We start from the raw sequence: 11,434 nt of genomic DNA, 5'->3' as shown, positions 1-11,434 counted from the left end.
CCGCACCACCCGTGTTCACGACCCGCCCCACTCTCCAAGGCACCTTCGGCATGGCCTCCTCCACCCACTGGCTCGCCTCGCAGACGGCGATGGCCGTTCTGGAGGACGGCGGCAACGCCTACGACGCCGCCGTCGCCGCGGGTTTCGTGCTGCAGGTGGTCGAACCGCACCTGAACGGGCCCGCCGGCGAGGTGCCCGTCCTCGTCGCCCCCGCCGACGGCCCCGTGCAGGTCCTGTGCGGCCAGGGCGTCGCACCCCGCGGGGCGACCGTGGAGCACTACACCTCGCTCGGCCTGGAACTCGTCCCCGGCACCGGGCCCCTGGCCGCCGCCGTTCCGGGCGCCTTCGACGCCTGGATGACGCTGCTGCGCGACCACGGCACCCAGTCCCTGGAGCGGGTCCTCGGCTACGCCATCGGCTACGCCGAACGCGGCCATCCCGCCGTCGAACGCGTCGGCGAGACGGTGGAGACCGTGCGGGAGCTGTTCGAGACGGAATGGACCGCCTCGGCGGCCCTCTATCTCCCGGACGGGCGCCCGCCGGCCCCCGGCGCGCTGCTGAAGAACCCGGCGCTGGCCGCGACCTGGCAGCGGCTGCTGTCGGAGGCCGCGGCGGCCGGACCGGGCCGCGAACAGGTCATCGAAGCCGCGCGCCGGACATGGCGCGAGGGCTTCGTCGCCGACGCCCTCCTCGCCGCCTCCGCCCGCCCCACCATGGACACCTCGGGAGAGCGCCACGCCGGCACCCTCACCGGCGACGACCTCGCCGGCTGGGAGGCCACGTACGAGGACCCGGTCACCTACGACTGGAACGGCTGGACGGTCTGCAAGGCCGGCCCGTGGTCCCAGGGCCCGGCCCTGCTCCAGCAGCTCGCCCTGCTGCCGGAGGAAATCTCCGCCGCCGACGCGCACTTCGGCGACGCACCGGACGGCTCCGCCGCGGCGGGCGGGGCCTTCGTCCACCGCCTGGTCGAGGGCACCAAGCTCGCCATGGCCGACCGCGAGGCGTGGTACGGGGACGCCGACGGCGCCGCCGCCGTCCCCGTCGAAGCGCTGCTCTCCGAGGAGTACAACGCCGAGCGGCGCGCCCTCATCGGCGAGGAGGCCTCGCGCGAACTGCGTCCGGGAAGCCCCGGCGGCCGCGAACCCCGCCTCGCCGCGCACGCCACCGCGGTGGCCGCCGGAGAGACGACCGGCTTCGACCCTCTTGCCGCGGCCGCAGGCGCGGGGGAGCCCACCGTCGCCCGTGACGGCGCGACCCGCGGCGACACCTGCCACATCGACGTCGTCGACCGCTGGGGCAACATGGTCAGCGCCACCCCCAGCGGCGGCTGGCTCCACTCCAACCCCGTCGTCCCCGAACTCGGCTTCCCCCTCGGCACACGCCTCCAGATGACCTGGCTGGAGCCCGGCCTGCCCAACTCGCTGACGCCCGGCCGCCGTCCCCGCACCACCCTCACCCCGTCGCTGGCGCTGCGCGACGGCCGGCCGGTGCTCGCGTTCGGCACGCCCGGCGGCGACCAGCAGGACCAGTGGCAGCTCCACTTCCTCCTCGCCGCCGCGCTGCGCCCCCGCGTACGCGGCGGTCTCGACCTCCAGGGCGCGATCGACGCCCCCAACTGGCACACCGACAGCTTCCCCGGCTCCTTCTATCCGCGTGCCATGCGCCCCGGCAGCGTCACCGTCGAGGCCCGCACGCCGCAGGCCGTCATCGACGGGCTGCGGCGGCGCGGCCATGACGTCGAGGTCGGCCCGCCCTGGTCGGAGGGGCGGCTGTGCGCCGTCGCGCGTGACCCGGAGACAGGCGTGCTCAGCGCCGGCGCCAACCCGCGCGGCATGCAGGGCTACGCGGTGGGCCGTTGACGCGGGCGGAGGTCCGGGAGGCAGGGGGAGGGCGCACCGCTCGTGCATCGTGCTTTGATGGGCGCATGATCGACGATGAGCTGGTCGCTGCGGTCGAAGGCGCCGTGCGCAGGACCGTCGCGGAGGAGGTGACGCCTCGCTGGCGTCAGCTCTCCGACGACGAAGTGGTGCAGAAGAGCGGCCCCCACGACCTCGTGACCGTCGCCGACCAGCGGGCGGAGGAGCAGCTGTCCAGGGAGCTGGTGCGCCTGCTGCCCGGCTCCGTCGTCGTCGGTGAGGAGGCGGTGCACGCCAAGCCCGCCACCTACGAGGCGCTGCACGGCGACGCACCCGTGTGGATCGTCGACCCCATCGACGGCACACGGCAGTTCGTCCGCGGACACGAGGGCTTCTGCACGCTGGTGGCCCTCGCCCGCTACGGCGAGATCCTCGCCTCCTGGACCTACGCCCCCGTTCCCGGCGAGATGGCCATCGCACGGCACCGCGGCGGCGCGCTCCTCAACGGGGAGGTGCTGTGCGCCGGTTCCCCCGGGGAGGAGAAGGTCCTCGAAGTGGCCACCTCCCACCCGGACTTCACCACCGACGAGCAGAAGCGCTCGCTGCTCGGACTGCGCACCGAGGGGGTGGCACCCCGCCCCTGCGGCTCCGCCGGACTGGAGTATCTGTCCGTGGCGCGCGGCCGCGTCGACGCCGTCGCCTTCAGCTGGGAGGCCGCCTGGGACCACGCCGCGGGGCTGCTCCTGGTGGCCGAGGCGGGCGGCGAGAGCCGCACCGTCGCGGGCGAGCCCTTCCGCCTCGCCGGGGGCAACGCGCTGCCGTTCACCGCGGCGCGGGACGCCGGAACGGCCCGGCGTATGGTGGGGCTGCTGCGCGCCGGACGCTGACCGGTGCGGCGCGCGACCTCACAGGCGAGGGGAGAGCCGACAGTGCCATCGATCCGTGACGCGGTCGTCGTCGGAGCAGGACCCAACGGGCTGACCGCGGCGGTCGAACTGGCCCGCCGCGGCTTCTCCGTCGAACTGTTCGAGGCGAAGGAGACCGTGGGCGGCGGAGCCCGCACGGAGGAGCTGACGCTGCCGGGGTTCCGGCACGATCCGTGCTCCGCGGTCCATCCCACGGCGGCGGTCTCCCCGGCCTTCAACAACATGCCGCTGGAGAAGTACGGACTGGAGTGGCTGCACCCCGAACTGTGCATGGCCAACCCCTTTCCTGACGGCACGGCAGCCGTCCTCTCCCGCTCCGTGAGCGAGACGGCCCTCTCGCTCGGCCCGCGCGACGCGGGCACCTACCGGCGCATGGTCGAGCCGTTCCTCGCGAAGTGGGAGACGCTCGCCGCCGACTTCCTCGGCATGGGCTCCTGGTTCAACGGCCGCTTCCCCTACGCTCCGCTGCTGCTCGCCCGGTTCGGTCTGACGGCGCTGCAACCGGTGAACCTGCTCAACCTCCGCTTCCGCGACGAGAAGGCCCGCGCGCTGACGGCCGGCCTCGGCGGCCACGTCATCGCGCCGCTGTCCACCCCCGCCATGAGCGGAGCGGCCCTCACCTTCGCCCTCGCCGCGCACAAGGCCGGCTGGCCGCTGCCGCGCGGCGGCTCACAGGCCATCTCGGACGCACTCGCCGCGTATCTGCGGGCCAACGGCGGGCAGATCCACACCGGCACCGAGGTCAAGCGTCTCGATGAACTGCCCCCGGCCCGCGCCTACGTCTTCGACACCTCACCCCGCGCGCTCGCGCGCATCGCCGGGCTCGGCAACGCCTACGAGGGCTTCCGCTACGGCGCCGGCGTCTTCAAGATCGACTATGCGCTGGACGGGCCGGTGCCGTGGACGTCCGACGCGGCACGCCGCGCGGGCACCGTCCACGTCGGCCCGACGGCGGGAGCCATCGGAACGGCCCTCAAGGCGGCCGTCTCCGGGCAGGTTCCGGAGCGGCCCTTCCTGATCACGGCCCAGCCGAGCCTCGTCGACGAGACCCGCGCGCCGGCGGGCAAGCACGTCTTCTGGGCGTACGGACACGTCCCGAAGGGCTGGGAAGGCGACGCCACCGAGCACGTCGAGGCCCAACTGGAGCGTTTCGCACCGGGGTTCCGCGACCTCGTGCTGGCGCGTGCCACGGCCGGACCGCCCCAACTGGCCGCCCGCAACGCCAATTACGTCGGCGGCGACTTCTGCGCCGGAGCTGCCGACGGGCTCCAGCTTCTGATCCGTCCGAAGCTGACGGCCCTTCCCTACAGCACCGCTCACCCCGCGGTCTTCCTGTGCTCCTCGTCGACACCGCCCGGGCCGGGCGTGCACGGAATGTCCGGACACCATGCCGCCCGTGCGGTCTGGCGGGAGCTGCGACGGCGCGCCTGAGGCGCCGACGGGCCGGTCGGTCCCGGCGTTTCGTCCGCCCGGATCTCCGGGAGGAGGTTCCGCTACCTCCGGCACGGGAACGTGGCAGGCAGCCGTCGTATAGCCCATGGTGGCCGGGGCCTCGCGGCGGATAGGGTCGCATCGGCGCGACTGCCTGTTCGAACGTAAACAGACCCAGGGGCAGAACCATGACGACGACGGCGCGCGTACTGATCGCCGCGGACAAGTTCAAGGGATCGCTGACGGCCGTGGAGGTCGCCGAGCGGATCACAGCAGGGATCAGGCGGGCGCGGCCCGACGCGAGTGTGGAATCGCTTCCCGTCGCCGACGGCGGCGACGGCACCGTGGCGGCAGCGGTCGCCGCCGGTTTCGAGCGCCACGAGGTGGAGGTCACCGGACCGCTCGGCGCGCCCGTCACCGCGGCCTTCGCGCTGCGCGAGGGAACCGCCGTGGTCGAGATGGCCGAGGCGTCCGGCCTCGAACTGATGCCGCCGGGCGTCTTCGCTCCCCTGACCGCCACCACACGCGGCACCGGTGAGCTGCTCCTCGCCGCCGTCGAGGCGGGCGCCCGCGCCGTCGTCCTCGGCGTGGGCGGGTCCGCGACGACGGACGGCGGCGCCGGCATGCTCGAGGCGCTCGGCGCCCGCTTCCTCGACGAGGACGGCGATCCCGTGCCGCACGGCGGCGGCCCGCTGGTGGAGATGGTCTCCGCCGACCTCTCCGGCCTCGACGAACGGCTCAAGGACATCCAGGTCGTACTCGCCAGCGACGTCGACAACCCGCTCACCGGCCCGAAGGGAGCGGCCGCGGTCTACGGCCCGCAGAAGGGCGCGGGCGAGGAGGACGTGCAGGTCCTCGACGCGGCGCTGACGCATTTCGTGCAGGTGATGGGCGACTCCGTCGGGCCGCGGGCGGCCGAGACCGCCGAGGCGCCCGGAGCGGGCGCGGCGGGCGGCATCGGCTACGGCGCGCTCGTCGGCCTGAACGCGACGTTCCGCCCCGGCATCGACGTGCTGCTGGAGGTGCTCGGCTTCGCCGGCGCACTCGAGCGCGCCGACGTGGTCATCACGGGGGAGGGCTCGCTGGACGAGCAGACCCTGCACGGCAAGGCGCCGGCGGGTGTCGCCGCCGCGTCCCGCAAGGCCGGCAGGCCCGTCCTCGCGGTGTGCGGACGCCTGGCGCTCGACGACAAGGCCCTCAAGAGCGCCGGCATCGAACGTGCCTACGCCCTGACCGACTTGGAGAGAGACGCGGCCCGCTGCATGTCGCAGGCAGGCCCGCTGCTGGAGCAGCTCGCCGAACACCTGGCGGCGGAGCGCCTCTGACGCCGGTCGCAGAACCGCTTCTGTCCCGGGGCGCGGCGCACCGGGACCGCCCGCACCACCCGGGCACGCCGCGCGGTCGCGCCCGTCCGTGCCTCGGACCCGTCAGCTTCGCTGCGCGCGCGGGCGGGCCGGGCATCGTCCTTGTCTCCCCCGCGCGGACCGGCCATGCTCGGCTGCGCCGAAATGTTAGTCTCTAACATCGGCGCGGGTGCAGTACGGGAGAGGGGCCGGGAGTCATGAGCAAGAGCGAGCGGACACGGGAGCGCCTGGCCGGGGCGGCCCTGACTCTCTTCGAGCGCCAGGGGTTCGAGCAGACGACCGTGGCCCAGATCGCCGCCGCCGCGGGCGTCACCGAGATGACGTTCTTCCGGCACTTCCCGGCCAAGCACGAGGTCCTCTTCGAAGATCCCTACGACGCCCTGGTCGCCGACGCCGTCGCTGCCCAGCCGGAAGATCTGGACCCCCTGCGCAGAGCGGTCCGCGGCCTGCGCCAGGCATGGTCGCGGGTACCGGAACCGGACGGCGACGTCGTACGCAGGCGGGTGCGGATCGTGGCGGGCACACCCGCCCTGCGGGGCGAGATGTGGCGCAACAACGGCGAGACGGAACGGCTGGTGGCAGAGCAGCTCATACGGGACGGAGCCCGGCCGCTGTCCGCCAAGGTGGCCGCCGCGGCCGTACTCGCCGCGGTGACTGCGGCGCTCCTCGAGTGGTCGGTGAGCGAGGACACCCCCCTCGGCGACGCGGTGCTCACCGCGCTGGAAACGGTGGAGGGCGGCCGGGATGAGTGAACTCCGCCTGCGGGCACGGAACTTGGAGCGTGCATTTCCGGGCGGCGCCGGCGTGCACGACATGGACCTCGACGTCGCCGCCGGACAGATCCACGCTCTGGTCGGACTCAACGGCTCCGGCAAGACGACGCTGATGCGCCTCCTGCTGGGGATGCTGCGGCCCGACTCCGGATCCGTACGCCTCAACGGGTGCGGCCTCGGCGAAGCGTCCGCAACGACGTGGGCCGGGGTCGGCCATCTCGTCGGCCACCCGCTCGCCTACCCCGAACTCGACGTCGCAGCCAACCTCACGATGGCAGCCCGGTTGCGAGGCGTCCCGCGACAGCGCATACCCGCCACAGTGACCCGTGCGCTGGCCGAACTCGGTCTCGAACAGTACGCCCGTGTGCGCACGCGGGTGCTCTCCAGCGGGAACCTGCAGCGCCTCGGGGTCGCCGGTGCGCTCCAGCACGACCCGGACCTGATCGTGCTCGACGAGCCCACAAGCGCCCTCGACCCGGCGGGAGTCGTCCTCGTGCGGGAGGCACTGCTGCGCAGAGCGGACGCCGGGGCCGGGGTGCTCGTCTCCAGCCACCACCTCGACGAGGTGGCGCGGACCGCGCAACGCATCACCGTCGTCAACCGCGGCCGCACGATCGGCACGCTGGACCCGGACGGCCTGGACATCGAACGGTCCTTCTTCGCGCTGGTCCATGCCGATGACGAGCGGAGCAAGGTATGAACAGGATGAACACCGCATTCGCGGCGGCGCTGACCGTCGAGGTGCGCAAGTTCGCCGCGTCCCGGGTCGTACGGACCGCGACGGTGCTGATCGTCGCGGGCATCGCGGTGCTGACGGGCTCGATGACCGTGGCCGCGGAGGCGGGCAACGAAAGAATCCTCGCGCAGCTGGGCGAGTTCGCCGACGCGCAGGGCTGGGACCGGCTGACCGGCGTGGCCGCCCAGATCACCGGTGCGGGCAGCCTGCTCGGGTTCGGGGTCGTGCTGGCGTGGGTGGTGGGGCGGGAGTTCGCCGAGGGCACGGTCAGCGGGCTGTTCGCGCTGCCGGTGTCGCGGGCCACCGTCATGGCGGCGAAGCTGACCGCGTTCGTCGCCTGGACGGCCGGTGTCGCGGTCGCGCTGGTGTCCGTCCTCGCCGTGACCGGCCTCGCCGCGGGCAACGGGACGCCGGACGGCGAAGCGCTCGCCGGGCTCGTGCGGCTGCTCGCGCTGGCAAGCTTCTCCGGGCTGCTCGCGGCTCCGGCGGCGTGGGCGGCGACGCTCGGCCGGGGCCTGCTCCCGGGGATCGCGACGTCCATCGGCACCGTCGTCGTCGCTCAGGTCATGGTCGTCTCGGGCACCGGCGCCTGGTTTCCCGTCGCCGCACCCTCGTTGTGGGCCATGCGGCCGGGGGACGTCTCCGCCGCCCAGCTGGCGCTCGTACTGCTGGTCCCGCTCCTGGCGGGACTGCTCGCCGTGCGGGCCTGGTCCCGCCTCCAGCTCGACCGCTGACCGCCACGGGAGCCGGCAGGAGCCTCCACACATGCCGCTGCCTCGCGGATCACGGCTTGTGACCTGCGGCAACGACCACGGCCACACAACGGAACCGGGCCCGGGCCGCAGTCTGCGACCCGGGCCCCGGAGATCCGAACGACGGTGCCTGACGCCGCCCCGCAGACGGGACTTCGAAACAGGCCCTAGCCCTGTGCGGCGGTCCTCGCCTCGCGGCGGTTGTCGCGGAAGGTGTGGACCCTGCGCGCCGTCGCGAAGAGCGGGATCACGGCGCCGAGCACGACCTGCAGCGCGCAGCCGGTCTGGAGCAGCAGCACACCGCCCGGGGCGTCGAACGCCCAGGCCGCCAGCAGCCCCATGCTCGCGACGATCCAGCCGAGCATCGCCACGGCCAGACGGCCGCGCGGCTTCGGGTACTCGACGCGGCTCACCATCAGCCAGGCGACGCCCATGATGGCCAGCAGCGTCGGCACGAACGGCAGCTCCAGCAGCACGATCGACACGACGGTCAGCGCCCCGAACGGGCCGGGCATGCCCTGGAACATGCCGTCGCGCATGGGCACGCACGAGAACCTGGCGAGCCGCAGCACCACCGCCAGCAGCACCACGACGGCGGCCACCACCGACACTTCCTGATTGGCGTCGTTGGCGACCATGCCCCATGTGGCGACGAAGTAGGCGGGGGCCAGGCCGAAGCTGATGAGGTCGGAGAGGTTGTCCAGCTCCGCGCCCATCGCGGAGCTGCGCAGCTTCCGCGCCACCAGTCCGTCGAACAGGTCGAAGACGGACGCCAGCAGCATCAGCATCACGGCGGTCGCGGCGCTGTGCCGGGCCATGCCGCCGTCCTCGCTGCCCGTCAGGTGCGGGATGAGCACGCCGGTGGTGGTGAAGTACACCGCCATGAAGCCGCAGGTGGCGTTGCCCAGCGTGAGGGTGTCGGCTATCGACAGCCGCGTCGAGAGCGGCATCTCGTCGTCGTCCTCTTGGGCCTCGGCGACCCAGGCGGCTGCCTGCGTATCCGGATCAATCACGGTCAAGGCGAGTCACCCCTGCTGTCGTGGCCTGTCCCACCTCGACACCGGCCTCGACCCCTTCGGGGAGGTAGACATCGACGCGGGAGCCGAAACGGATCAGCCCCACGCGGTCCCCCTGCTCGACCTTGCAGCCCTGCGGCACGTACGGGACGATCCGACGGGCCACGGCCCCGGCGATCTGGATCATCTCCACGTCGCCGATCTCGGTGTCGAAGTGCCAGACGACCCGCTCGTTGTTCTCGCTCTCCTTGTTGAACGCGGGGACGTAGCCGCCCGGGATGTGCTCCAGGGAGGCCACGGTGCCCGCGAGCGGAGCGCGGTTCACGTGGACGTTGAGCGGGCTCATGAAGATCGCGACGCGGGTGCGTCCGTCGGGCCACGGCATGATGCTCTGCACCACTCCGTCGGCCGGAGAGATGACGCGGCCCTCGGAGATCTCACGCTCCGGGTCGCGGAAGAACCAGAGCATGCCCGCGGCGAGAGCTGTCGCCGGCACCGCGAGCGCCGCCGCCTTCTTCGAGCGGCGGGCCCGGACGAGGCCGACGGCCGCGGTGGCCACGGTCGGCAGAAGCCACGGCGACGCTCCGCGCGCGATGCGGACTCGTCCGCGTGGTGCGGAGGATGGGCTGTGGGGCATGTATGACCTTCGTAGCGGAGGGAGCCGCGGCGGTGATTGGGGGACGGCGGCTTTACGGGATGGTATCGGTTACGGATGGCAACTGGCCAAGCCAGTGCGGCAGTCCGTGACCGTAATCCCGGTTCGGGATGTCGTCCCGGCCGGCGGGAAAACACCCCGAACGGGACATCACCCCTGGAAGCGGTACTCCTCCAACAGGCGGCGGCCTACGATCATTTTCTGGATCTCGGCGGTTCCTTCACCGATCAAGAGCATCGGCGCCTCGCGGTAGAGGCGCTCGATCTCGTATTCCTTGGAGAAACCGTACCCGCCGTGAATGCGAAACGCGTCCTCCACGACTTCCTTGCAGTACTCGGAGGCGAGGTATTTGGCCATCCCGGCCTCGAGATCGTTGCGCTGACCGGCGTCCTTCTTGCGTGCTGCGCCGACCATCAGCGCATGCGCGGCCTCCACCTTGGTGCCCATTTCGGCCAGCCTGAACTGGATCGCCTGGTGCTGGGCGATCGGCTTTCCGAAAGTGTGCCGTTGCTGTGCGTAGTCGATGCCCAGCTCGAAGGCGCGCCGGGCGACGCCGCAGCCGCGAGCGGCCACGTTGACGCGGCCGACTTCGACGCCGTCCATCATCTGGTAGAAACCGCGCCCGGTCGCACCGCCGAGCACCCGATCCGCGGGGACCCGCAGGTCCTGCATGATGAGTTCCGTGGTGTCGACGCCCTTGTAGCCCATCTTGTCGATCTTGCCGGGGATGGTGAGCCCGGGCCGCACCTCGCCGAAGCCCGGTTCCTTCTCCACCAGGAACGTCGTCATCGACTTGTGGGGGGCGGCGTCCTCGGGGTGTCCCTCGTCCGTGCGGCACAGCACCGCGACCAGCGTCGAGGAACCGCCGTTGGTCAGCCACATCTTCTGGCCGTTGAGGACGAAGTCCCCGTCGTCGCCGTCGCGGACGCCCTTGGACGAGATGGCCGAAACGTCCGAGCCCAGGCCCGGTTCCGACATGGAGAAGGCGCCGCGCACCTCGCCCGTGGCCATCTTCGGCAGGAAGTGGTCCTTCTGCTCCTGGGTGCCGTGCTGCTTGAGCATGTACGCCACGATGAAGTGTGTGTTGATGATGCCGGAGACGCTCATCCAGCCGCGCGCGATCTCCTCCACGCACAGCGCGTAAGTGAGCAGGGACTCGCCGAGGCCGCCGTACTCCTCGGGGATCATCAGGCCGAACAGGCCGAGTTCCTTGAGGCCCTCGACTATCTCGGTCGGGTACTCGTCGCGGTGCTCCAGCTCCGTCGCCACCGGGAGGATCTCTTTGTCGACGAAGCTGCGGACCGTGGAGAGGATCTCCTGCTGGATCTCCGTGAGACCTTCAGTCTGTGCGAGCCGTCCCATCTCACTTCCCTCCCTTCGCTGTTTCCTTACCGGGGGCGGACTTGCCGGGGGCGGACTCGCGCAGCTCGGGGCGTCCCGGCTGCTCCCCTCCGCGCTCCTTGATGTATGCCTCCGTGGGCACCATCACCTTCCGGCGGAAGACGCAGACGAGCGTGCCGTCCTGGTTGTAGCCCTTCGTCTCGACGTGCACGATCCCGCGGTCGCTCTTCGACCTGGAAGGGATCTTGTCGAGGACGGTGGTCTCGCCGTAGATCGTGTCGCCGTGGAAGGTCGGAGCCACGTGCTTGAGCGACTCGATCTCCAGGTTGGCGATGGCCTTCCCGGAGACGTCCGGCACGGACATGCCCAGCAGCAGCGAGTAGATGTAGTTGCCCACCACCACGTTCCTGCCGAAGTCGGTCGTGCTCTCGGCGTAGTTGGTGTCCATGTGGAGCGGGTGGTGGTTCATCGTGAGCAGACAGAACAGGTGGTCGTCGTACTCGGTGACGGTCTTGCCGGGCCAGTGCTTGTAGACGTCCCCGACGGCGAACTCTTCGTATGTGCGGCCGAACTGCATCCTG

11 protein-coding genes are annotated in these 11,434 nt (G+C 71.8%); 7 read left to right on the top strand and 4 right to left on the bottom strand.

What is annotated here, in order from left to right:
- Positions 1–11 precede the first annotated feature (11 nt).
- From H180DRAFT_RS18130 to H180DRAFT_RS18100, 7 genes are all read left to right on the top strand, one after another.
- On the top strand, positions 12–1,862 hold the full coding sequence (locus H180DRAFT_RS18130; protein ID WP_055487137.1) for a gamma-glutamyltransferase family protein: 1,851 nt from the start codon (positions 12–14) through the stop codon (positions 1,860–1,862).
- Between the two features lie 65 nt (positions 1,863–1,927).
- Positions 1,928–2,746 carry an inositol monophosphatase family protein gene (locus tag H180DRAFT_RS18125; protein WP_055487136.1) on the top strand — a complete coding sequence of 273 codons (819 nt, stop codon included), beginning with the start codon at positions 1,928–1,930 and terminating at the stop codon, positions 2,744–2,746.
- A 42-nt stretch (positions 2,747–2,788) separates the two neighbouring features.
- Positions 2,789–4,216, top strand: a complete 1,428-nt coding sequence (locus tag H180DRAFT_RS18120) for a phytoene desaturase family protein (RefSeq protein ID WP_055487135.1) — start codon at positions 2,789–2,791, stop codon at positions 4,214–4,216.
- Positions 4,217–4,404: 188 nt separating this feature from the next.
- Positions 4,405–5,541 (top strand): glycerate kinase, encoded by a 1,137-nt coding sequence (locus H180DRAFT_RS18115; RefSeq protein ID WP_055487134.1) that lies wholly within the window; start codon positions 4,405–4,407, stop codon positions 5,539–5,541.
- A 236-nt stretch (positions 5,542–5,777) separates the two neighbouring features.
- Entirely contained in the window at positions 5,778–6,332 is a 555-nt protein-coding gene (locus H180DRAFT_RS18110; RefSeq protein WP_055487133.1) for a TetR/AcrR family transcriptional regulator, read from the top strand.
- Positions 6,325–7,053 (top strand): ABC transporter ATP-binding protein, encoded by a 729-nt coding sequence (locus H180DRAFT_RS18105; RefSeq protein WP_055487132.1) that lies wholly within the window; start codon positions 6,325–6,327, stop codon positions 7,051–7,053. Before H180DRAFT_RS18110 ends, H180DRAFT_RS18105 begins: the two co-directional genes overlap by 8 nt.
- Before the next feature lie 5 nt (positions 7,054–7,058).
- A complete protein-coding gene (locus tag H180DRAFT_RS18100; protein WP_055487246.1) occupies positions 7,059–7,823 on the top strand; it encodes an ABC transporter permease in 765 nt (254 codons plus the stop codon).
- A gap of 185 nt (positions 7,824–8,008) precedes the next feature.
- On the opposite strand, the gene pssA is transcribed toward H180DRAFT_RS18100, so the two are convergent.
- From pssA to H180DRAFT_RS18080, 4 genes are all read right to left on the bottom strand, one after another.
- The gene (gene pssA, locus H180DRAFT_RS18095) at positions 8,009–8,860 is read right to left on the bottom strand and encodes a CDP-diacylglycerol--serine O-phosphatidyltransferase (RefSeq protein WP_055487131.1); all 852 of its coding nucleotides are present in this window, start codon (positions 8,858–8,860) and stop codon (positions 8,009–8,011) included.
- Complete coding sequence (locus H180DRAFT_RS18090; RefSeq protein ID WP_055487130.1) at positions 8,847–9,494, bottom strand: phosphatidylserine decarboxylase; 648 nt, start codon at positions 9,492–9,494, stop codon at positions 8,847–8,849. Before H180DRAFT_RS18090 ends, pssA begins: the two co-directional genes overlap by 14 nt.
- A 168-nt stretch (positions 9,495–9,662) precedes the next feature.
- Positions 9,663–10,874 carry an acyl-CoA dehydrogenase family protein gene (locus tag H180DRAFT_RS18085; RefSeq protein WP_055487129.1) on the bottom strand — a complete coding sequence of 404 codons (1,212 nt, stop codon included), beginning with the start codon at positions 10,872–10,874 and terminating at the stop codon, positions 9,663–9,665.
- Between the two features lies 1 nt (position 10,875).
- Positions 10,876–11,430 carry a MaoC family dehydratase gene (locus tag H180DRAFT_RS18080; RefSeq protein ID WP_055487128.1) on the bottom strand — a complete coding sequence of 185 codons (555 nt, stop codon included), beginning with the start codon at positions 11,428–11,430 and terminating at the stop codon, positions 10,876–10,878.
- Between the last annotated feature and the right edge of the window lie 4 nt (positions 11,431–11,434).

The sequence above is a fragment of the Streptomyces sp. WMMB 322 genome (assembly GCF_900090145.1).
Classification (GTDB): Bacteria; Actinomycetota; Actinomycetes; order Streptomycetales; family Streptomycetaceae; genus Streptomyces.
Note: the sequence above shows the minus strand (reverse complement) of the source record. Positions and strands in the feature narration are given on the sequence as shown.

Bases quoted from the DNA above. Each gene is read 5' to 3' on its own strand.
- H180DRAFT_RS18125 (WP_055487136.1), top strand. From the start codon at position 1,928: ATGATCGACGATGAGCTGGTCGCTGCGGTCGAAGGCGCCGTGCGCAGG.
- H180DRAFT_RS18115 (WP_055487134.1), top strand. From the start codon at position 4,405: ATGACGACGACGGCGCGCGTACTGATCGCCGCGGACAAGTTCAAGGGA.
- H180DRAFT_RS18110 (WP_055487133.1), top strand. From the start codon at position 5,778: ATGAGCAAGAGCGAGCGGACACGGGAGCGCCTGGCCGGGGCGGCCCTG.
- H180DRAFT_RS18105 (WP_055487132.1), top strand. From the start codon at position 6,325: ATGAGTGAACTCCGCCTGCGGGCACGGAACTTGGAGCGTGCATTTCCG.
- H180DRAFT_RS18100 (WP_055487246.1), top strand. From the start codon at position 7,059: ATGAACACCGCATTCGCGGCGGCGCTGACCGTCGAGGTGCGCAAGTTC.
- H180DRAFT_RS18090 (WP_055487130.1), bottom strand. From the start codon at position 9,494: ATGCCCCACAGCCCATCCTCCGCACCACGCGGACGAGTCCGCATCGCG.
- H180DRAFT_RS18085 (WP_055487129.1), bottom strand. From the start codon at position 10,874: ATGGGACGGCTCGCACAGACTGAAGGTCTCACGGAGATCCAGCAGGAG.
- H180DRAFT_RS18080 (WP_055487128.1), bottom strand. From the start codon at position 11,430: ATGCAGTTCGGCCGCACATACGAAGAGTTCGCCGTCGGGGACGTCTAC.